Source organism: uncultured Eudoraea sp., from assembly GCF_947258525.1.
GTDB lineage: Bacteria > Bacteroidota > Bacteroidia > Flavobacteriales > Flavobacteriaceae > Eudoraea.
Map to the genome: position 1 here is coordinate 26286 of NZ_CAMYIP010000164.1, position 21282 is coordinate 47567.

Here is a 21282-nt window from a genome sequence, read left to right on the forward strand (position 1 = left end):
GGGTAAAACTGGCTGTAACCAGGGCAAGAACTTCAAATACCCCTGCTGTATTTTGGTTGGATAAGGAGCGTGCTCATGATGCAGAACTGATAAAAAAAGTAAACAAATATCTTCCCGAAAATGATACTTCAGGCTTGGATATCAGAATATTGTCGCCTTTAGAAGCCACAAACTTCACACTAAATCGGATTGTAGAAGGAAAAGATACCATCTCTGTATCGGGTAATGTGCTTAGAGATTATTTAACAGACCTGTTCCCTATTTTGGAAGTTGGTACCAGTGCAAAAATGCTTTCTATTGTGCCACTAATGAATGGGGGTGGATTATTTGAAACAGGAGCGGGAGGTTCTGCACCTAAACATGTAGAACAATTCCTTGAAGAAGGTCACCTGAGGTGGGATTCATTAGGCGAATTTTTAGCACTAAGCGTTTCTCTGGACTTTTATGGAAATAAGAACAAAAACCACAAAGCATTGGTCCTGGCCAAAACACTTGATAAGGCTACTGAAGAATTTTTAGATAAGGATAAATCGCCTTCAAGAAAAGTAGGTGAATTGGATACCAGAGGAAGTCATTTTTTCTTAGGTCTGTATTGGGCTAAGGCACTTGCTGATCAGGAAGAAGATAAAGAACTTAAAACTACTTTTACTGCACTCTATAATTCACTCGAGGAAAATTGCCAAAAAATTGAGGAAGAATTGATTAATGCACAAGGAAATACACAGGATATAGGAGGATATTATAAACCAGATCCGGTACTTATGAGCAGTTCTATGAGGCCCAGTAAAACCTTGAATTCCTTATTGGAACAAATTTGATATAATTAATTCATTAATATGACAATTGACCCCGGCAAATTTAGCTGGGGTTTCTTTGTTTTAAAATACTGTTAATAATGATTTGATTTTGTTCTTAATCCATATTTTTGGTGAAAATTGCCTAAATGAACCAACTATTACGACACTTCGTAATTGCATTTTTTTTACTATCATCCATTGCACTCTTTTCACAACAAAGATTTACCCTGAGCGGAACAATTACAGAAGCATCAAGTAATGAAACTCTGATAGGGGTTACTTTACTTGTTCCTGATCTTAATACAGGTGTAACTACGAATGATTATGGATTTTACTCCTTAACCCTGCCTGAAGGAAATTATCAAATCAGACTAAGCTATTTAGGATATCAGGATATCGTGCAAACTATATCACTTACACAAGACCTCAGGCTAAATTTTGAAATGTTTGAAGAGGTTGAACAACTAGACGAAGTTGTAGTAACTGAAGATGTGGAAAAAATAAATATTCGTAAACCACAAATGAGTGTGAATACGCTTTCAGTGCAAACCATTAAAAAAATTCCTGTGATTTTGGGTGAAGCAGATGTAATAAAATCGCTACTCCTTTTACCCGGCGTTACCAGCGCCGGAGAAGCCTCTTCAGGTTTTAACGTGCGCGGTGGGGCTGCAGATCAGAACCTTATATTACTGGACGAAGCCACCATTTTTAACTCATCCCACTTGTTTGGCTTTTTCTCCGTTTTTAACCCGGATGCAATTAAGGATGTAAAATTGTTTAAAGGGGGCATTCCTGCAAGATATGGGGGACGTGTCTCATCCGTTCTTGAAATATTTCAGAAAGAAGGGAATAGCAATAAATTTCATATGACGGGCGGCATAGGTGCAGTTGCCAGCAGGTTATTGGCAGAAGGCCCAATTGTAAAAGATAAAGCAGCCTTTTTAATAGGTGGCAGAGCCTCTTATGCCCATTTATTTCTTCCTCTGTTTGATAATCAAAATAAAGCCTATTTCTATGATCTCAATACCAAATTAAATTATAAAATAAATGAGAGGAACAGTATTTACCTTTCGGGTTATTTTGGTCGTGATGTTTTTAGTATTTCAAATAATTTTGTAAACACTTATGGGAATAGCGTAGTTAACTTTCGTTGGAACCACCTTTTTTCTAACAAATTATTCTCCAACCTCTCCCTAATCTATTCTGATTATTATTATGGTCTGGAGCTCGATTTTGTAGGGTTTGAATGGAATTCCGGAATTAAGAATTTTAATGTCAAATATGACCTTAAGCATTATCTAAGTGAAAATTTGCAACTGAATTATGGGTTAAATAATATCTACTATAAATTCAATCCTGGAAAAATAGTGCCAAACAGTCCGGAATCGGGAATTGTAGAGGAACAACTCATTGAAAAATATGCAAATGAATTTGCGGCCTACTTGGGTGTGGAACATAATGTAACAGAAAACCTAAGTTTACAATACGGCTTAAGATTTAGTTATTTTATGAGACTGGGGCAGGATGAATTAAATGTTTATGAAAATAATAACCCTGTTATTTTTGACCCCTTTCTTCTCGTCTACAGGGAAGCAGAACCCATTGGAACCATAAACCCAATAGGCGAAACTCTAGCTACATTCGCAAATTTGGAACCGCGTATTTCTTTAGCGTATAGGCTAAACCCGGATAATTCTTTTAAAGCCAGTTATACAAGGCTGGCGCAATACCTTCACCTACTTTCAAATACCAGTTCCCCTACTCCTTTGGATGTATGGACACCCAGTGGACCATTTGTTAAGCCACAGTTGCTGGATCAATATGCGCTTGGATATTTTAGAAACATAAAAAACGGCGATTATTCCTTTGAGACTGAAGTTTTTTATAAAGACATTCAAAATAGAATAGATTATATAGATGGGGCAAACTTAATAGCCAATAATGCTATTGAACAAGTAATTTTAAACGGATCTGCCCGGGCATATGGGCTCGAACTGCTGTTTAGAAAAAATCAGGGTAAATTTCAGGGATGGCTTGCTTATACATTATCCCGCTCAGAACAAAGAACTCCCGGCAGAGAACCTGTTGAAGATAATGGCAGGTCTAATATGGAAACAGGTATTAATCTTGGAGAATGGTATAGTACTCCTTTTGATAAAACACATGATATTTCGGTATACGGAAGTTACAATCTAAATAAGAAATGGGCTTTCAATAGTAATTTTGTATATCAAACCGGACAGCCGACTAACTACCCCATTGGGCAGTTTGAGTTTCAGGGAATTGTAGTTCCTTATTATGGATTGCGAAATGAGGAGCGATTGCCAGCCTACAATAGATTGGATATATCAGCAACCCTGACACCAAAGAAAAATGAAGGGAGAAACTGGAAGTCAGAGTGGGTATTCAGCCTGTATAATGTTTATAATAGAATGAATGCTGCATCTATTAATTTCAGACAAAATCAGGATACAGGGGTCAATGAAGCCGTACGTACTTCTATTTTTGGTATCGTCCCTTCTGTAACCTATAATTTTAAATTTTAAGTCGTACTATGAAAAAATACATCTATCTCTTAGCATTTTTAGTGCTGAATGTTGCCTGCGAAGAGGTCATAGACGTGGAACTTCCAACTGAGGAACCAAGGTTAGTAGTGGATGCCCTGATACGGGTTGACATAGATGAACCCTATATTCCTGTGGAGGTTAAGTTATCTTTGAGCAGCGATTTTTTTAATAATAATACACCAACTTCAGCGGAAAGTGTTTTAATTCAATATGATGAATATGAAGATGGAATAATTATAAATTCAGGTTTTTCCAATTTGGCTGAAGAAATACCCGGATCCGGCATTTATACTCCTGATCCCAACTTTTCATCAGATCAGAGAATACCTACCAGCATCTTAGACAGGAACCTGGTCTTCAATCTATTGATCAGGCATGAGGGCAGATTATATCTGGCGGTCACAGAATATGTGCCATCTGTTCCGATAGATTCTTTGATTCAAGGAGATGGAACACTGTTCAGTGATGATGACACAGAAATAATAGTAACGTTTACAGATGATCCCGAAAGGGATAGTTTTTATCTTATTGACTTTAGCTTTAGTGAATTTCTGGTTACAGAAGACAAATTTTATAAAGGACAGCAATTTAGTTTTTCATACTTCTATGATCAGTTATTTGAACCAAATACAGAAATAGAGATTGGACTTATGGGGGCAGATCAGAATTTTTATAATTACATGGATCTCCTCATTGAGCAAACCACCAATGATGCAGGAATTTTTTCCACCCCTGTTGCTACGGTTAGGGGTAATGTTTTTGACATTACGGATATTGATAATATAGATATATCAGACAATGTTGGCCAACCCAACGTATTTCCCCTGGGATATTTTGCAATTGTTCAGGAATATAAGGATACACTGGTCATTCAGTAAGATACGAATGCATGAATCATATCATAGCTTGAAACCTGCCTATTAGTCAAATAGCTTTCATTTAATTCGATTTTTAAAAAACTCAGTTGTAGCTAATTCAATTAAATCCGAAGCATTTTCTATGCTATAAGAAAGGGGCTTTGAAGGTTCACGAATTTCTATGACCTCAACATCGCCCATCTCCATAAGGTCTTTTTTGTTTATCTCAGATACTCCACAAACGACAAGAACCGGAATATTGTAACTTTTACCTAGCCGGCATACCCCATGTATTAATTTTCCTCTTAAGGTCTGCTCGTCAATCTTACCTTCCCCTGTAATAATGAAATCTATCGAATTTGATTCTAGAAGTTTATCAATTTTTGCTAATTTGAATACGAAATCAGTACCACCTATAAACTCTGCATTTAAAAATGTCTTTAAACCATAAGCTGTGCCGCCTGCAGCCCCGGATCCGGGTATTTCGGCATAATCCTTTCCCAAAACCTCTTTGACAATTGTATGCAAATGTTTCAGCCCATTGTCCAGGAATTCTATATCTTCCTTGGCCGCACCTTTCTGGGCGGCATAAATGCAAGCTGCACCCTTAGGCCCGAACAAGGGATTGTCTACATCGTTAACAGCGTAAATCTCTAAATTTTGATAATCTTTCAGGAAGTCTGTTGATTTTATGGTATTAATCTTTGATAAATTTTTGCCTATCGGGTTTAGTGAATTCCCGAATTCATCAAGGAATGCAAAACCACATGCCGCCGCTATTCCCATACCCGCATCGTTAGTTGCACTACCCCCCAGGCCAATATATATTTTTTCAGCACCCTTTAAGATAGCATCCTTTATTTGAATCCCTGTACCCATTGTTGATGTTAGCAGAGGATTGCGTTCCTCATCACTTAATAATTCCAGTCCTGATGCTTTGGCAAGTTCAATATACGCCTCATCTGTCCGGGGGTTTATTAAATATTCCGTACTAATTTTTCTTCCTAAAGGTCCTGTTGTGTCAATTTTTACGGTTTCCACTTGCATATAGGACCTCACCGAGTCTAGAAATCCATCACCTCCATCGGATGCGGCAACACTGTATATGCCTGCCTGCGGATAAATATCTGAAACTGCCCTGCTAATTGCCGCTATAACCTGTTTTGCGGTAAGAGATCCCTTAAATTTATCCGGTACCAGTAGAAAATTCATACTCTTTAATAAATTATGATCTTAATAATCCAAATTAGACTGACCAGCTATTGATTTGGTTTCTTGCAAAAACATAATTCGCTAATTCCTAAACCGTCATCTGTATAAATATACCTTAATATTCTTATTTTTAACCAGATCAATCTGGTAGAGGCCAAATATGAAAACGAACAAAGAATTACTTATCAAAGGAGTGAAATACCTTGCCTATACGCTGGTGCTTATGTTTACAGCTCCTGTTGTATTGTTTCAAGCGTTCAAAAATACCGAACATTCATTTTATATACCCGTTCTCATTGTAGGTTTTATTTTAGCGATTGCTGCAATAGTTATGGGTTTTTATAGTATTAAAGTTCTGATGGAAGGAATTTTTACCGGGAATAAATAATCATTAATATGTAGGGGGTTTTAAATCTTATAAAAATCAATTGGGGATATTTTGCCTTCATATTCCTAAGATGCTATCTTTGCAAACTTAAATCCTCATACCGGTATATGATTAAAATAACACTCCCAGACGGGTCAGTTAAAGAGTATGAAAAAGGCATAACCCCTTTAGATGTTGCCAAAAGTATCAGCGAAGGTTTAGCCAGGAATGTTATTTCTGCAAAATTTAACGATGCGGTTGTGGAAACCGTTTCTTCATTGGATGAGGATGGCAAGCTTGTTCTATACACCTGGAGCAATACAGAAGGAAAAAAAGCATTTTGGCACTCCTCCTCACATATTATAGCCCAGGCCCTTGAAGAGTTATACCCCGGAATAAAGCTTACAATTGGTCCTGCAATTGAAAACGGGTTTTATTACGATGTCGATTTTGGTGAGCATTCAGTTTCTGAAAAAGATTTTCCGGCTATTGAACAAAAAGCTCTGGAAATAGCGCGTGGTAAACATAACTTTAAAATGCGTTCTGTTTCCAAGAAGGATGCCCTGCAATTTTATAAGGACCAGCACAATGAATACAAGGTAGAGCTAATAGAAAATCTTGAGGATGGTACTATTACCTTTTGTGATCACGATACTTTTACCGATTTATGCAGGGGCGGGCATATACCAAATACAGGTATTGTAAAGGCCATTAAAATAATGAATGTTGCAGGAGCTTACTGGCGGGGCGATGAGAATAATACACAACTCACACGCGTTTATGGTATTTCTTTTCCTAAGCAAAAAGAACTCACTGAATATCTTCAATTACTCGAAGAGGCCAAGAAAAGAGATCATAGAAAGTTAGGCAAAGAATTGGAATTATTTACCTTTTCTCAAAAAGTGGGACAAGGTTTGCCATTATGGCTTCCAAAGGGTGCTGCGTTAAGGGAACGCCTTGAAAATTTTCTTAAGAAAGCTCAAAAGAAGGCAGGTTACGAAATGGTAATTTCGCCACATATAGGTCAAAAAGAGCTGTATGTCACTTCCGGACATTATGATAAATATGGAGAAGACAGTTTTCAACCTATTCATACACCCAAAGAAGATGAGGAGTTTTTATTAAAACCAATGAATTGTCCTCACCATTGCGAAATATTCAATTCCAAACCGCTGAGCTACAGGGAACTTCCAAAACGGTTTGCTGAATTTGGCACTGTTTATCGTTATGAACAAAGTGGGGAACTTCATGGGCTTACACGTGTAAGGGGTTTTACACAAGATGATGCGCATATATTTTGCACTCCGGACCAGTTACATCAGGAATTTCTAAATGTAATTGACCTTTCCCTTTATGTTTTAGGTTCATTAGGCTTTGAAAATTTTACAGCCCAGGTTTCCTTAAGAGATCCGGAAAAGCCAGAGAAATATATTGGCTCTTTAGAAAACTGGGAAAAAGCCGAAAACGCTATCCTGAATGCGGCTGAAGAAAAAGGTTTGAATTTCGTCATTGAAAAAGGTGAAGCTGCCTTCTACGGACCTAAATTAGATTTCATGGTTAAAGATGCCCTTGGCAGAAATTGGCAATTGGGGACAATTCAGGTCGACTATAATCTCCCGGAACGCTTTGATCTAACATATAAAGGCAGTGATAATGAGGAACACAGACCTGTAATGATTCACAGGGCTCCTTTTGGCAGCATGGAACGATTTATAGCCTTGTTACTGGAACACACCGGAGGAAATTTCCCATTATGGCTTACCCCGGATCAGGCTATTCTGTTGCCGGTAAGTGAGAAACATGAAAAATATGCCGAAAAAGTTTTAAATTCATTGGAAAATCACGAAATTCGCGCGCTCGGTGATTTTAGGAACGAGACTGTAGGTAAGAAAATACGGGAGGCAGAAATGAATAAAATACCGTTTATGCTTATCCTAGGTGAAAAGGAAGAGGAACAAAATACAGTTTCGGTTCGTAAGCACGGAGGAGAAGACTTGGGTATGCTAAGTTTAAATGAATTTGTAAACTTGGTCGAAAAGGAAATAAGTAGTACATTAAAGTCGTTTTAATAATTAAGTTTAATTAAATATATAAGCCATAGCAATACGAAGAAGATTTAGGCCCCAACCCAGGAGGGAAAACAAGAACCCTCATAATATCAATGAAAAAATTACCGCACCAAGTATTCGCCTGGTTGGTGATAACGTTGAAGTGGGAATATATCCCATTGCTAAGGCAATTGCTCAGGCAGAAGAACAAGGTCTGGATTTGGTGGAAATTTCACCTAAAGCGGATCCGCCTGTATGTAAGATAATTGATTACAAGAAATTCCTTTACGAGCAAAAAAAGCGAGAAAAGGTAATGAAGGCGAAAGCCACCAAAGTAATTATAAAAGAAATTAGATTTGGCCCAAATACGGATGATCACGATTACGAATTTAAAAAGAAACATGCTGAAAAGTTTCTCAAGGACGGAGCTAAATTAAAGGCATATGTTTTTTTTAAGGGCAGATCTATAGTTTATAAGGACAAGGGGGAAATTCTCTTGTTGAAACTAGCACAGGAATTGGAAGAATTTGGCAAGGTGGAGCAGATGCCAAGGCTTGAAGGAAAGCGAATGACAATGTTCATAGCGCCTAAGACGAAAAAATAAGAAAAAAGAAGCGAGATTAATATACAAATAGGAAAAAATGCCTAAGATGAAAACAAAATCCAGTGCCAAAAAGCGTTTTAAGCTTACAGGCTCTGGTAAAATTAAAAGAAAGCACGCTTTTAAGAGTCACATTTTGACTAAGAAATCTAAAAAGCGAAAGCTTAAGCTAACACATACAACATTAGTACATGACTCTGATGTTGCAAATATTAAAGGACAATTAGGTTTAAAATAGACCATCCTTTAGGTAATTAGTATTAACCATGGAGTTGGGCCAATAAAAGTGTTTCTAGAATTATTCTTTAAACCGCCTGCTACAAAAAAAATTAAAAAATGCCAAGATCAGTAAATTCAGTAGCTTCCAGAGCCAGAAGAAAAAAGGTGATGAAGCAAGCAAAAGGATACTTCGGAAGACGTAAAAACGTCTGGACAGTAGCTAAAAATGCGGTTGAAAAAGCAATGCAATATGCTTACAGAGACCGTAGAAATAAGAAAAGAAATTTCCGTTCACTGTGGATCACCCGTATTAATGCAGGTGCAAGACAACATGGAATGTCTTATTCACAATTTATGGGTAAGGTAAAAGCCAATAATATAGAACTTAACAGAAAAGTCCTTGCAGATTTGGCAATGAACCATCCCGATGCCTTTAAAGCAATTGTAGATAAGGTAAAATAGTAAAAAGAATTCTCGCTTTAAAGCCCTGATGAAAACCATCAGGGCTTTTTTTATATTACTTTATAAGTGTTAATTACCAAAACAGCTTAGGACCAAACTGCGACCCGAAGCCCTATTTCTATGTTCGCATAAATATATTCCTTGCCAAATACCCAGATTTAAACGTCCGTCACTTATTGGAATTTGAATTGAAGATCCCATTAACGATGCTTTAATATGAGCAGGCATATCATCAGAGCCTTCAAAAGTATGTACATAATAAGGGGCATCTTCGGGCACCATGGTATTCATATGTGCCTCAAAATCTGAACGCACCGTGGAGTCGGCATTTTCATTAATAGTTAAACTTGCAGAGGTATGTTTTATGAACACATTCAGGAACCCCATCTTAATTCCCTTAATTTCCGGTAGGTTATCCTTAATAGTCTCCGTAATTAAATGAAACCCTCGTTTATAAGGTTTTAATCGTATTTCTTTTTGATAGATCTTCATTGCCGTTTATATTATGTAAAACTTTGTGAAAGTTACTAGTAATTTAAACATAAAAAATACCTTTGCCCTCAACAACACGAAATATGGATTTATCTGCAATAAAAATGGTAGTTACAGATATGGATGGAACACTTTTAAATTCCAGACATGAAGTAAGTCCTCTTTTTTTCGAATTATATAAGGAATTGAGAAAAAAGGAAATTCTTTTTGTAGCAGCCAGTGGCCGCCAATACAACAGTATTGCTGATAAACTGAGTCAAATCGCAAATGAAATAATTATAATCGCAGAGAATGGCGGATTGGCTATACACAATGATCAGGAACTTATTTCAACCCCTTTAGATTCAATTTCAAAAAATAGTATACTGAGCATTTTGGAAAAGATTGAAGGAGTCCATCCTGTATTATGTGGAAAACACAATGCATATATTCTAGGTGAATCTCCAAGATTTATCAATACATTAAAAGAGTACTATACCAAATATTCTATCATAGAAGATTTGCAAAAATTTGATAATGAAGAAGTAATGAAAATTGCGGTATATCACTATGGAGGTTCTGAAAAACATATATATCCGTCGGTGAAGCACCTGGAAGGAAAACTTAAGGTAAAAGTATCGGGAGAAAACTGGGTAGATTTATCTCATATTAATGCGCATAAAGGTTTTGCATTACAGAAAATACAGGAACAACACGGTATTGGTCCCGAAGAAACTCTTGTATTTGGAGACTATAACAATGACCTGGAAATGCTCGCCCTGGCAAAATATAGTTTTGCTATGGCTAATTCGCACCCAAATGTCTTAAAATCTGCTAATTACACTACACTGAGCAATGATGATTTTGGAGTAGAGCGTATCCTGAAAAAACTAATAAAAGATAAAAACTAAGTCTTTTGTTTCTTCTTGCGCGCCGCCGGAAACAAAACGTTGTTTAAAATTAGTCGGTAACCTGGAGAATTTGGATGAAGTTCCAACTCAGTTTTAGGATCCCCTACCCTATGCTGGTAGTCCTCCGGATCGTGCCCACCGTAGAAAGTAAAAAATCCTTTCCCTTTTATACCGTGTATATAGCGGGCTTCTCCGTTTATTTTATTTTCACCCAAAATCAGTACGGTAGGTTTGACTTCATTTCTTTCAAAAGCAGTTGTCTGGCCCATAAATCCTTTTACCAGCGAAGTGTGGTTCTGACATAACATTGTTGGAACAGGATCCCACTTTGCTGAAAAATCCATTAAACTAAAATAATCTGTCTCTCGTGCAACATTATTCCGTTTACTGGTCATATCAATGGAAGAAAATTCATATCGCAATGGATTTCGTTCCAATGTAAAATTTGTAAAGGCAAAGGTTTTATTAAAGTTCAGCCTGCTTTGATAATTGGCATCAGAAGGATCCCCATCAAACATTGGTTCACAAATATCAACACCGTCGGCGGCGAGTGATATATCGAAACTATCTGTTGCAGAACACATTGCAAACATGAATCCTCCGCCTATTACATAGTTCCTTATTTTGAGGGCAACAGCTCTTTTTTCCTCTGAAACCTTACTGTATCCGAGTTTTGCCGCTAAGGCCTCCGCTTCCAGTTTGCCCTCAATATACCAGGGAGCAGCTCTGTAAGCCCCATAAAACTTGCCGTATTGCCCGGTAAAATCTTCATGGTGCAAGTGAAGCCAATCATATAAGACAAGCTTATTATCAAGGACTTCTTCATCATAAATCGTGATATAAGGAATTTCAGCATAAGTCAATGCCATGGTTACGGCATCATCCCAAGGTTGATTGCTCTTTGGTGAGTATACCGCAATCTTTGGTGCTTTCTCCAGAATTACTGCTTCCTGATTCTTAGACGGACTGCTTATTTCATCCAGTATAGATTGCGTCTGTCCGTCCGACAAGATTTCGAAGCTTACCCCCCTAATCTGGCACTCTTTCCGGATACTTTCACCATCAGGCAATAAAAATGACCCTCCCCTATAGTTGAGCAGCCATTGAACTTTTTGTTGTTTGGTTAATACCCAGTAGGTAATACCATAAGCTTTTAAATGATTTTCCTGACTCTCCGCATCCATAGGAATTAGAATTGTAGAAGCTTTGGCTTGAAAAGAAGAAAAAAAAAGAAATAGAATGAGTATCAGAATCAGAATCGTCATTCATAGTGCTTCCAAAAGCTTCTTCCGCATTAGGAAGGTTTTTAGCAATGAATGGATTATCCCCATCTATATTCATCTTTGACTGAAACTCAAATGGAGAATCAAAGTCATCCAAGTTATCAAATTTACCAAGTTGTGCAATGAACTTTAACCTAATATTATCTAATCCACCATTCCTGTGCTTAGCTACAATAAACTCTGCCTGCCCCTGAGTTGGTGTTCGTTCTTCATCATCCCACTCATCAATTTTATAATATTCCGGGCGATAAATAAAGGAAACGATATCAGCATCCTGCTCAATTGCACCAGATTCCCGAAGATCAGATAAAATGGGTCTTTTGCTACCTCCCCTGGTTTCTACGGCCCTTGACAGCTGAGATAAAGCAATTACCGGAACATTTAATTCTTTGGCCAGCGCCTTTAAGTTTCTCGAAATTGTAGAAATCTCTTGTTCCCTGTTTCCGCCCTTTTGGCTACCACCTGCAGTCATTAATTGCAAATAATCGAGTACGATTAATTTAATTTTATGCTGCGATGCTAGTCTTCTTGCTTTTGCCCTAAGATCGAAAATAGATAGGGAGGGGGTATCATCAATGAATAAAGGAGCTTTTTCAAGTGCTTTTACTTTTACATTCAATTGCTCCCATTCATGTTTTTCAAGTCTTCCTGTCCTAAGTTTCTCTGAAGGTAATCCTGTTTCAGAAGATATCAGCCTGGTAATTAATTGTACCGAAGACATTTCTAAAGAGAAAAAGGCCACAGGTATATTGGAATTCACAGCCATGTTTCTAGCCATGGATAGCGTGAGTGCAGTTTTACCCATACCGGGACGTGCTGCAATTATTACCAGATCACTTGGCTGCCATCCGGAAGTTAGCCTGTCTACCTTATCAAAACCGGAAGGAATACCACTTAATCCATCCTTATTTGATATTTCCTCAATTTTCCTTTTGGCCTGAATCACCAGGTTTTGAGCGGTTTCAGCTGAACGCTTTAAATTTCCCTGGGTAACTTCATACAATTTTGCCTCAGCATTATCCAAAAGATCAAATACATCTGTAGAGTCTGTATAGGCATCCTCAATAATTTCACTCGAAATTTTAATCAGACTACGTTGAATATATTTTTGAAGAATAATCCTGGCATGGAACTCAATATGTGCCGAAGAAGCTACTTTTTGGGTTAATTTTATTAAATAAAAATCTCCCCCAACGGCCTCAAGTCGCTCATCCTTCCGTAGTTGGCTCGAAACGGTTAATAAATCCACCGGTTCTGAACTTTCGAACAGTTTAAAGATGGCTTCATAAATAAATCGATGCGCATCTTTATAAAATGCGTCCGGGTGTAAAATATCTATAACCTCATCAACCCCTTTCTTATCAATCATCATTGCGCCAAGCACAACTTCCTCTAAATCAACAGCTTGAGGTGGTATTTTACCTTTCTCCAGATTGATGATAGGTGCCTTGCCTATTTTGTGACCAATAATTGGGCGGGGTTTTTCCATGTGTGTAAAAATATACAATTAACCTTTAGTTAACTTTAAATTGACCCGCAACGATATCAACCGGTAATTAACAATTAGGATGTTCATAAGTTACAAAATTGTGTTGATAACCAAAAAAATCCGAAGAACGAATTCTTCGGATTTCTTTCATCCTGATAAAAACGTGGATTAGCCGTTGAATACACCCATGTTTGCGTATTTATCCATTCGGGCTGTAACTAATTCTTTTGGTGATAACTTTTTAAGATCCTCAAAATGCTTAGAAATTTTATTTTTGACAATTTCAAAAGTCTTTTCTCTGTTACTATGAGCACCTCCGGATGGTTCCCGAATAATCTCATCAATTAGTTTTAATTTTTTCATGTCCGTAGCTGTAAGTTTTAAGGCTTCTGCAGCAATTTCCTTATACTCCCAGCTTCTCCATAAAATTGAAGAGCAGGATTCCGGCGATATAACGGAATACCAGGTATTTTCGAGCATCAATACCTTGTCACCTACTCCAATTCCCAAAGCCCCACCGGAAGCGCCCTCACCTATTATCACAACGATAATTGGCACTTTAAGACGCGTCATTTCCAGTATATTTCTGGCTATAGCTTCTCCTTGTCCCCGCTGTTCTGCTTCAATACCCGGATAGGCACCAGGAGTGTCAATTAAGCAAACCACCGGGATCCCGAATTTTTCAGCAGATTTCATGAGTCTGAGCGCTTTCCTGTATCCTTCCGGATTAGCCATCCCAAAATTCCTGTATTGTCTGGTTTTAGTATTGTAGCCTTTCTGTTGACCAATGAACATATAACTTTGGTCTCCAATTTTACCCAGACCACCAATCATGGCCTTGTCATCTTTGACATTCCTGTCGCCATGCAGTTCTAAAAAAGTATCTCCACAAATGGCCTTGATATAATCTAAAGTATAAGGTCTGTTGGGATGTCTTGAAAGTTGTACACGTTGCCAGGCAGTAAGGTTTTTATAAATATCCTTTCGTGTATCCTCTAATTTTTTTTCAATTTGTCTGCAGGTCTCTGTTACATCAACTTCGCTCTCCTCGCCAATAATCTGGCATTTCTCCAATTGCTCTACCAATTCCTTAATAGGAAGTTCAAATTCCAAGTATTCCATTAAAAAAGGTTTTCGCCACTATAAAAGCTGGCACTAGTTAGATTGTCTGAACAAATATAAAATTTTATACCGTCTTACACATTAAATTAATAAACACTTAAGGAAACCCCATTCCCTAGTTAAGTGCCTTTACTTGACTTTCTTCTGGTCTTTAAGATCCCATTTGCAATAATAGTGGCAACTATAATAAGGGCTCCGACATAAAAAAGCGGACTCATCTTTTCGCTTTGTCCAAAGATTAAAAGTGCCAGTATGATACCGTAAACAGGTTCCAAATTTATCGTTAGCATAACAGTATAGGGACTTATAAATCTCATGACTTTTATTGCCGCGATAAAAGCATAGGCCGTGCAGACAGATGCCAGGATAAAAATAAAAAACCAGTCATTTAAGGGAAGTATAAAAAACGTTCTGTTAAAGGATCCATCCATTACCAAATAAAAAGTAATAAATAACACCCCACTCATCAATTCGTACAAAGCAATAGCAGATGGCTTATGTGTTTTAATTAATTGTCCGTTAATTAAAGTAAATATGGCACCCAATAATGCAGAAATCAAAGCCAGGCTCATACCCAGACTATAAGCAGTGTTTACGTTAAAAATAAGGTAAAGGCCAAAAACAACCATAAGACCAAAGAGAACTTCATACCAAATCATTCTTCTACCATACCATATCGGTTCAAGAAACGCAGTGAATAATGCGCCCGTAGACATTGTCACCAATGCAATTGATACATTAGATACTTTAATGGCTTTAAAAAATGTCACCCAGTGTAGTGCAATGATAACACCTGCCGTCAACATAATTATTAACGTTTTAGTACTGACCCTAATGGAATTTCGCTTTATTAAAATAAAAACGGCAACTAAAGCTGAGGCAATTAACATTCTATACCAAACCAAAGGTATGGCGTCTATAGAGATTAACTTTCCAAGCACTGCGGTAAAACCCCAGATTAAAACGATCAGGTGAAGGTGCAGGTAGTTTTTTAGCTTATCGTTTAGCATTTTGAAGCAAATAAAACCCTAAAATACCAAATAACACATTCGGTATTATTACAGCCAACAAAGGGGAAAAACCCGATTGCTGAGCCAGTGTACCAAATACTTTGTCAAAAAATATGAAAATGAAAGCCACTCCAATTCCAAAAGCAAGGTTCACACCCATTCCACCTCGACGCTTCACCGAAGAAACAGCGACCCCAATAACGGTAAGAATGAATGCGGTAATTGGTAGTGCCCACCGTCTGTATTTAACTAAAATATAGGTATTTATATTTGATGCTCCTTTTTTCTTCTGAACCTCAATGAATTTATTGAGTTCAACAAGGTTTTTGGTCTCAGCCACATAGGAAACCGGTGTCAAGTCTTCAATGTTGAATACAAATAAAGTATCCAGTCTTCTTTTTTTCTCAATTACCTCAGTATTGGCCCTTATCTTTCGCTTGGTATATGAGGTTAACCTATAGAGGCTATCCTTTGGTACCCAACGGATATTACTGGATGTTATCTTGTAATCCAATTCATTCTTATCATTAAAATGCTCAAAACTAAAATTATACCCTATCTTCCTTGCAGGATCAAAGCTACTGACATAAATAAAATCATTCTCATTCAGTTGATTGAATATATTGCTGGTAATCCGGTCTTTATTTCCCCTTTTTAAATATTTAAATATAAACTCATTGTACTCTTTACTGGCATTGGGAACAATGAACATTCCCATAAAAAACATTAGCACTGCAATAATACTTGCCCCAATCCAGTAAGGTCTTAAAAAGCGACTATATGAAACACCCGAACTTAATATGGCTACAATTTCTGTATTGTTGGCCAATTTTGAGGTAAAGAAAATAATAGACAGAAACAAAAAGATAGGAAACAAGAGACTTCCTATGTAAATCGTAAAATTAAGATAGTAGATTAGAATTTCATTCAGGGGAGCTTCATTGTCTATCATCTTACCTATCTGCTCTGCAAGGTTTAGCATTATCCCAATGGGCACAAATAGCAATAACATGGTCCCAAAAGTGGCCAGATATCTTTTTAGTATGTATTTGTCTATAATTGTCATGCTTAAAGCCTCTTATCCATTTGCCGCACCATCTTATCTTTCCAATTTGAAAAAGTCCCTGAGAAAATATGATTTCTTGCTTCCCTTACTAATCTCATATAAAAACCAAGGTTGTGAATCGTGGCTATTTGTTTCCCTAAATATTCATTTGCCGCAAATAAATGACGTAAATAGGCTTTGGTATATTCTTTGTCAACAAAGGTCGTACCCTCCTCATCAATCACTGAAAAATCGTTCTCCCATTTTTTATTCTTAATATTAATAGTCCCATGAGCGGTAAATAGCATACCATTTCTTGCATTTCTGGTAGGCATCACACAATCAAACATATCTATACCTAACGCAATGTTTTCTAAAATATTAATTGGTGTTCCCACACCCATAAGGTAACGAGGTTTATCCTCGGGTAAAATGTTACATACAACTTCTGTCATTGCATACATTTCCTCGGCCGGTTCTCCAACAGAAAGTCCGCCAATGGCATTCCCCTCTGCCCCGGCATTTGCTATATACTCCGCAGACTGAATACGCAGGTCCTTATAAGTAGATCCCTGAACAATAGGAAAAAACGACTGAGAATAACCATATTTATAAGGCAGCTTGTCTAAATGTTCTATGCATCGGTCTAACCATCGGTGGGTCATCTTCATTGACTGCTTTGCATAGTTATATTCACAAGGATAAGGTGTGCACTCGTCAAAGGCCATAATGATATCCGCACCAATTGCCCTTTGGATTTCCATAACGTTTTCAGGAGTAAACATATGTAAGGAACCATCAATATGGGATTTAAACTTTACACCTTCTTCTTTTATTTTCCTGTTGGCCGATAGGGAATATACCTGGTAACCCCCACTGTCTGTAAGAATATTTCTATCCCAACCCATAAACTTGTGAAGCCCACCTGCCTGCTCTAAGATTGAAATTTTTGGCCTTAAGAATAAATGGTAGGTATTCCCAAGAATAATATCCGGGTCAATTTCATTCCGTAGTTCCCGCTGATGGACCCCTTTTACTGATGCCGCTGTTCCCACGGGCATAAATATTGGCGTCTTAATTACACCATGGTCCGTTATTATTTCTCCTGCACGGGCCTGTGTTTCAGAATCTGTATGTTCTAATTTAAATTTCAAAGCGAGAATTCAATGGCAAATATACTCATCTGACCTGCATAAAATACTTAAGAAAAAAATAAAGTTCTGACAAGGGTTCAAACGTTAATAAATTATAATAACTCCACTTGTAAAGGCAAAAGTTTGCAATTACATTTGACGCTGATAAAACCAATACAAAATGTTAGAAATAAAGGAATTAGAAGTCCTCGTTTCGCAAGTCCGACGAGACATTGTGCGCATGGTGCATAAAGTAAATTCGGGCCACCCGGGAGGTTCTCTTGGATGTACGGAATTTATGGTAGCATTGTATAATGAGATCATGGACTTAAAAGAAGGTTTTGATATGAATGGAATTGATGAAGATCTGTTCTTTTTATCCAACGGCCACATTTCCCCTCTTTTTTATAGCGTACTGGCCAGGCGTGGTTACTTCCCTATTGAAGAATTACAAACATTTAGGTTATTGAATTCCCGGCTTCAAGGTCATCCTGCTACTCATGAAGGGTTGCCAGGGGTTCGTATTGCCTCTGGTTCCCTAGGCCAGGGAATGTCCGTAGCTGTGGGAGCTGCATTGGCAAAAAAATTAAATAAGGATGACCATATGGTGTATAGCCTTCATGGCGATGGTGAATTGCAGGAAGGCCAGAATTGGGAGGCCATAATGTTCGCAGCAGCCAAGGAGGTTGATAATCTGATAGCAACTATAGATCATAACGGACAACAAATTGATGGTCCCACATCTGATGTTTTACCAATGGGTGATTTAAAGAAAAAGTTTGAAGCTTTTGGTTGGGATACCCTGGAAATTAAAAACGGGAATAATCTGGAGGAAGTCATCCAGGGGCTGAAGGCAGCAAAAAAGAGAACCGGTAAAGGCAAACCGGTTTGTGTAATCATGGATACTGTAATGGGTCATGGCGTAGATTTTATGATGCATACGCATGCATGGCATGGCAAAGCGCCCAATGATGAACAATTAGAAGTAGCATTAAGCCAGAATCCGGAAACACTCGGGGACTATTGATCCTCAAAACCTAAAACAGATTTAATGAAAAAATATATAGATCAAGGAAAGAAAGACACAAGAAGTGGTTACGGAGCCGGCATGACAGTACTTGGACGCACAAATCCGAAGGTAGTGGCCCTGTGTGCGGATTTGGTAGGTTCGCTTAAAATTCAGGAATTTATTAATGAAAATCCTGAACGCTTTTTCCAGGTTGGAATCGCTGAAGCCAATATGATGGGTATTGCAGCCGGACTTACCATTGGAGGTTATATACCTTTTACAGGAACTTTTGCCAACTTTTCTACAGGCAGGGTTTACGATCAGATCAGGCAGTCCATAGCATATTCCCATAAGAATGTAAAAATATGCGCTTCACATGCAGGCATTACACTTGGCGAAGACGGAGCAACACACCAAATCCTGGAAGATATTGGACTAATGAAAATGCTACCCGGTATGACAGTCATAAATCCATGTGATTTTAATCAAACAAAAGCCGCTACTATAGCAATAGCGGAACACGAGGGACCTGTATATTTAAGATTCGGAAGGCCTGCTGTAGCAAATTTTACGCCGGCAGACCAAAATTTTGAGATTGGAAAAGCACTACTGCTCAATGAAGGTACAGATGTTACCATAGTGGCCACCGGACATTTAGTCTGGCAATCATTACTAGCGGCTGAAAATTTGGAAAGTCAGGGTATTTCAGCTGAGGTAATTAATATACATACCATTAAGCCATTAGATGAGGAAGCCATAATTAATTCTGTAAAAAAGACCGGTGCAATTGTAACTGCAGAAGAGCATAATTATCTGGGTGGACTTGGAGAAAGCGTAGCCAGAACGTTAACTACGCGTTATCCTGTACCACAGGAGTTTATTGCCACAAAAGACACCTTCGGTGAAAGTGGAACGCCCGATCAATTAATGGAAAAATATGGTTTGAATAATAAAGCAATAGAAAAGGCCGTTGTAGGGGTGTTAAAAAGAAAGACTTAAAAACTTGTGGTTCTGTTTTAGATTCCACAAGATCATTAAAACGAAAACATTATGAAAAAGACACTTGTAATTATCCTATTAGTTTTAGGTTGTTTATCAACTTTTGCTCAGAAAAAATCCGGTTTTGGTATTAAAGCCGGGCTTAACTACAGCTCCAACGGAGATTATCTTGAAGCCGTTGGGGAAGCACTTCAAAATCCGGATGCAAATGTTGGCTATCATGTTGGCTTGTATGGAAAATTAGGAGATAAATTTTATCTGCGACCAGAGGTAGTTTATACCCATACAAAGTCCGGTTATTCCGACGGTGACCTTAAAATTGACAAACTTGATATTCCTATACTAGGAGGTTGGCGCATAATTGGCCCTTTAAACGTCTTTATAGGTCCATCTTTTCAATATATTTTTAATTCTAAATTCAGCGATATCTCTATAGAGAATATTGAAAATGACTTCACAGTGGGCCTGAATATTGGTGCAGGGGTCAACCTGGGAAGAATTGGATTAGAAATACGTTATGAACGTGGCTTCGGAGAAAACATAGCTACTTTTATTAATTCCAATATCACATCTTTGCCCGAAAGTAGAGTAGATACCAGGGCAGACCAGGTTATTTTTAGCTTATCTTTCAAATTCTAGCAAATTCTTTTACATAATAAAAAAGCCCGCAAAGATGCGGGCTTTTTAGTTAATACTATTCTTTCTATTAACTATCTGCATCCAGATAATCCGGGGTTCCATCTCCATCAGAATCCGGAAATGTAATATTTCCTTCATTGTCGATTACAATTTCTTCTCTGGTAAGCGTGCCATCCTGATCGTCATCCTGATCCAGATGATTTGGCAGGAACCCAAAGCCCGAGGATAATTCAATACTTTCATCAGTATTATCATCAGACAGAATGCCATTATTGTTTAAGTCTTCCATAATGGAGGGAATTCCATCATTATCATAATCCGTGGCCTCTTCAAACAAACCGGTATTTACCTGAAAAACCAGTATGTCATAAAGTTCAATTCCACCACTTAATGGAGGGTTATTAAAATAGGCCAATCCGGATGGGAGAAACATCAATCCAACGCCACTTCCAGTAATCTCAGAAGTGCCATCAGGATTAGAAATTACCTCGGTACCAACCTTAAAGTTTGAAATGCCTGCGGCATAACCTCTGAGAAAAAATGGCAAATACTGCCAGGTATAGGTAACATTACTGTCAAAAACAACCCCGGAAAGCAATTGGCCTTCATATTTCACTAAAGTTGAATCTCCAACCGTAGGACTTCCGGCTGTTCCCTCCCGGGCTTCAAGATAATATAGCGTGTGATCTACCACTACATCCTCATCTAAATTAAAAGTTTCAGAGGAAACCGGAATAGTCATTGTAGACACCTGATCTGAAAGTGGAATCTTATCCTGGGCATCACCAGCTATCGTATCCAAAACTATCTTAAAATTGAAATCCGCAGGCGGGTTCTCAAATTCTTCATAGTTATAATAATGTGTTTTTAAATATTCTTTAATTTCAGCATCATTTTCTGCTTCAACCTCCGCAAGGGGCCTTGGAGGCACAACCTCCACATTCAGACTATCATCATTACTACAAGCAACTAGTATAGACAAGGCCGCAATAAAGAGCAGAACTCCTTTTTCTTTCATAGATCTTCTTTTGAAGCCCGCAA

The 21282-nt window shown here is 37.9% G+C and carries 20 protein-coding genes and 1 pseudogene (1 of these 21 cut by a window edge); 12 read left to right on the forward strand and 9 right to left on the reverse strand.

Features of this window, described 5'->3' with window-relative positions; all coding sequences use genetic code 11:
- From Q0X89_RS12410 to Q0X89_RS12420, 3 genes and pseudogenes are all read left to right on the forward strand, one after another.
- A pseudogene (locus Q0X89_RS12410) lies at nt 1–818 on the forward strand (NADP-dependent isocitrate dehydrogenase); it begins 1358 nt to the left of the window's first position.
- A gap of 125 nt (nt 819–943) precedes the next feature.
- Entirely contained in the window at nt 944–3343 is a 2400-nt protein-coding gene (locus Q0X89_RS12415; protein ID WP_297694634.1) for a TonB-dependent receptor, read from the forward strand.
- A gap of 8 nt (nt 3344–3351) precedes the next feature.
- Nucleotides 3352–4242, forward strand: coding sequence for a DUF4249 family protein (locus tag Q0X89_RS12420; RefSeq protein WP_297694636.1), 891 nt, complete (start codon nt 3352–3354; stop codon nt 4240–4242).
- 57 nt (nt 4243–4299) lie between these two features.
- Here the strand turns inward: Q0X89_RS12420 and Q0X89_RS12425 are convergent, their stop codons facing one another.
- On the reverse strand, nt 4300–5433 hold the full coding sequence (locus Q0X89_RS12425; protein ID WP_297694638.1) for a glycerate kinase: 1134 nt from the start codon (nt 5431–5433) through the stop codon (nt 4300–4302).
- Between the two features lie 160 nt (nt 5434–5593).
- On the opposite strand from Q0X89_RS12425, the gene Q0X89_RS12430 reads away from it, so the two are divergent.
- The 5 genes from Q0X89_RS12430 (at nt 5594) to rplT (ending at nt 9130) form a co-directional block, all read left to right on the forward strand.
- Complete coding sequence (locus tag Q0X89_RS12430; RefSeq protein WP_297694640.1) at nt 5594–5821, forward strand: DUF6095 family protein; 228 nt, start codon at nt 5594–5596, stop codon at nt 5819–5821.
- Between the two features lie 107 nt (nt 5822–5928).
- Complete coding sequence (gene thrS, locus Q0X89_RS12435) at nt 5929–7869, forward strand: threonine--tRNA ligase (protein WP_297694642.1); 1941 nt, start codon at nt 5929–5931, stop codon at nt 7867–7869.
- A gap of 34 nt (nt 7870–7903) precedes the next feature.
- Nucleotides 7904–8452, forward strand: coding sequence for a translation initiation factor IF-3 (gene infC, locus Q0X89_RS12440; protein ID WP_297694700.1), 549 nt, complete (start codon nt 7904–7906; stop codon nt 8450–8452).
- Between the two features lie 37 nt (nt 8453–8489).
- A complete protein-coding gene (gene rpmI, locus Q0X89_RS12445) occupies nt 8490–8687 on the forward strand; it encodes a 50S ribosomal protein L35 (protein WP_297694644.1) in 198 nt (65 codons plus the stop codon).
- 98 nt (nt 8688–8785) lie between these two features.
- Nucleotides 8786–9130 (forward strand): 50S ribosomal protein L20, encoded by a 345-nt coding sequence (rplT, locus tag Q0X89_RS12450; protein WP_297694646.1) that lies wholly within the window; start codon nt 8786–8788, stop codon nt 9128–9130.
- 69 nt (nt 9131–9199) lie between these two features.
- Here the strand turns inward: rplT and Q0X89_RS12455 are convergent, their stop codons facing one another.
- Nucleotides 9200–9622 (reverse strand): secondary thiamine-phosphate synthase enzyme YjbQ, encoded by a 423-nt coding sequence (locus Q0X89_RS12455; protein ID WP_297694648.1) that lies wholly within the window; start codon nt 9620–9622, stop codon nt 9200–9202.
- Nucleotides 9623–9705: 83 nt separating this feature from the next.
- Between Q0X89_RS12455 and Q0X89_RS12460 the strand changes: the two genes are divergently transcribed.
- Nucleotides 9706–10512 carry an HAD family hydrolase gene (locus Q0X89_RS12460; RefSeq protein WP_297694650.1) on the forward strand — a complete coding sequence of 269 codons (807 nt, stop codon included), beginning with the start codon at nt 9706–9708 and terminating at the stop codon, nt 10510–10512.
- Here Q0X89_RS12460 and Q0X89_RS12465 read toward each other — a convergent pair.
- The 6 genes from Q0X89_RS12465 to tgt all read right to left on the reverse strand — a co-directional run bounded on the left by Q0X89_RS12465 (nt 10509) and on the right by tgt (nt 17615).
- Nucleotides 10509–11696 (reverse strand): asparagine synthetase B, encoded by a 1188-nt coding sequence (locus tag Q0X89_RS12465; protein WP_297694652.1) that lies wholly within the window; start codon nt 11694–11696, stop codon nt 10509–10511. The two genes, Q0X89_RS12460 and Q0X89_RS12465, sit on opposite strands and share 4 nt — an antisense overlap.
- A complete protein-coding gene (dnaB, locus tag Q0X89_RS12470) occupies nt 11599–13284 on the reverse strand; it encodes a replicative DNA helicase (RefSeq protein WP_297694654.1) in 1686 nt (561 codons plus the stop codon). The genes Q0X89_RS12465 and dnaB overlap by 98 nt, the downstream gene beginning before the upstream one ends.
- Nucleotides 13285–13452: 168 nt before the next feature.
- Nucleotides 13453–14406, reverse strand: coding sequence for an acetyl-CoA carboxylase carboxyltransferase subunit alpha (locus Q0X89_RS12475; protein WP_297694656.1), 954 nt, complete (start codon nt 14404–14406; stop codon nt 13453–13455).
- A 119-nt stretch (nt 14407–14525) separates the two neighbouring features.
- Nucleotides 14526–15416, reverse strand: coding sequence for a DMT family transporter (locus Q0X89_RS12480; RefSeq protein ID WP_297694658.1), 891 nt, complete (start codon nt 15414–15416; stop codon nt 14526–14528).
- Complete coding sequence (locus Q0X89_RS12485) at nt 15403–16482, reverse strand: LptF/LptG family permease (protein WP_297694660.1); 1080 nt, start codon at nt 16480–16482, stop codon at nt 15403–15405. Before Q0X89_RS12485 ends, Q0X89_RS12480 begins: the two co-directional genes overlap by 14 nt.
- Before the next feature lie 2 nt (nt 16483–16484).
- Complete coding sequence (tgt, locus tag Q0X89_RS12490; RefSeq protein ID WP_297694662.1) at nt 16485–17615, reverse strand: tRNA guanosine(34) transglycosylase Tgt; 1131 nt, start codon at nt 17613–17615, stop codon at nt 16485–16487.
- 160 nt (nt 17616–17775) lie between these two features.
- Between tgt and Q0X89_RS12495 the strand changes: the two genes are divergently transcribed.
- The 3 genes from Q0X89_RS12495 to Q0X89_RS12505 are packed head-to-tail and all read left to right on the forward strand — an operon-like array spanning nt 17776 to nt 20241.
- The gene (locus tag Q0X89_RS12495; protein ID WP_297694664.1) at nt 17776–18621 is read left to right on the forward strand and encodes a transketolase; all 846 of its coding nucleotides are present in this window, start codon (nt 17776–17778) and stop codon (nt 18619–18621) included.
- Between the two features lie 24 nt (nt 18622–18645).
- The gene (locus Q0X89_RS12500) at nt 18646–19602 is read left to right on the forward strand and encodes a transketolase C-terminal domain-containing protein (protein WP_297694666.1); all 957 of its coding nucleotides are present in this window, start codon (nt 18646–18648) and stop codon (nt 19600–19602) included.
- Nucleotides 19603–19653: 51 nt separating this feature from the next.
- Complete coding sequence (locus Q0X89_RS12505) at nt 19654–20241, forward strand: outer membrane beta-barrel protein (protein ID WP_297694668.1); 588 nt, start codon at nt 19654–19656, stop codon at nt 20239–20241.
- Between the two features lie 67 nt (nt 20242–20308).
- On the opposite strand, the gene Q0X89_RS12510 is transcribed toward Q0X89_RS12505, so the two are convergent.
- Nucleotides 20309–21259 carry a hypothetical protein gene (locus Q0X89_RS12510; RefSeq protein WP_297694670.1) on the reverse strand — a complete coding sequence of 317 codons (951 nt, stop codon included), beginning with the start codon at nt 21257–21259 and terminating at the stop codon, nt 20309–20311.
- Nucleotides 21260–21282 lie beyond the last annotated feature (23 nt).

Coding starts and splice junctions, on each gene's coding strand:
- Q0X89_RS12475 (WP_297694656.1), bottom strand. CDS start 14,406: ATGGAATACTTGGAATTTGAACTTCCTATTAAGGAATTGGTAGAGCAA.
- dnaB (WP_297694654.1), bottom strand. CDS start 13,284: ATGGAAAAACCCCGCCCAATTATTGGTCACAAAATAGGCAAGGCACCT.
- Q0X89_RS12500 (WP_297694666.1), top strand. CDS start 18,646: ATGAAAAAATATATAGATCAAGGAAAGAAAGACACAAGAAGTGGTTAC.
- Q0X89_RS12510 (WP_297694670.1), bottom strand. CDS start 21,259: ATGAAAGAAAAAGGAGTTCTGCTCTTTATTGCGGCCTTGTCTATACTA.
- Q0X89_RS12465 (WP_297694652.1), bottom strand. CDS start 11,696: ATGGATGCGGAGAGTCAGGAAAATCATTTAAAAGCTTATGGTATTACC.
- rplT (WP_297694646.1), top strand. CDS start 8,786: ATGCCAAGATCAGTAAATTCAGTAGCTTCCAGAGCCAGAAGAAAAAAG.
- Q0X89_RS12425 (WP_297694638.1), bottom strand. CDS start 5,433: ATGAATTTTCTACTGGTACCGGATAAATTTAAGGGATCTCTTACCGCA.
- Q0X89_RS12430 (WP_297694640.1), top strand. CDS start 5,594: ATGAAAACGAACAAAGAATTACTTATCAAAGGAGTGAAATACCTTGCC.
- Q0X89_RS12460 (WP_297694650.1), top strand. CDS start 9,706: ATGGATTTATCTGCAATAAAAATGGTAGTTACAGATATGGATGGAACA.
- rpmI (WP_297694644.1), top strand. CDS start 8,490: ATGCCTAAGATGAAAACAAAATCCAGTGCCAAAAAGCGTTTTAAGCTT.
- Q0X89_RS12505 (WP_297694668.1), top strand. CDS start 19,654: ATGAAAAAGACACTTGTAATTATCCTATTAGTTTTAGGTTGTTTATCA.
- Q0X89_RS12455 (WP_297694648.1), bottom strand. CDS start 9,622: ATGAAGATCTATCAAAAAGAAATACGATTAAAACCTTATAAACGAGGG.
- Q0X89_RS12415 (WP_297694634.1), top strand. CDS start 944: ATGAACCAACTATTACGACACTTCGTAATTGCATTTTTTTTACTATCA.
- Q0X89_RS12420 (WP_297694636.1), top strand. CDS start 3,352: ATGAAAAAATACATCTATCTCTTAGCATTTTTAGTGCTGAATGTTGCC.
- Q0X89_RS12480 (WP_297694658.1), bottom strand. CDS start 15,416: ATGCTAAACGATAAGCTAAAAAACTACCTGCACCTTCACCTGATCGTT.
- Q0X89_RS12495 (WP_297694664.1), top strand. CDS start 17,776: ATGTTAGAAATAAAGGAATTAGAAGTCCTCGTTTCGCAAGTCCGACGA.
- thrS (WP_297694642.1), top strand. CDS start 5,929: ATGATTAAAATAACACTCCCAGACGGGTCAGTTAAAGAGTATGAAAAA.
- Q0X89_RS12485 (WP_297694660.1), bottom strand. CDS start 16,482: ATGACAATTATAGACAAATACATACTAAAAAGATATCTGGCCACTTTT.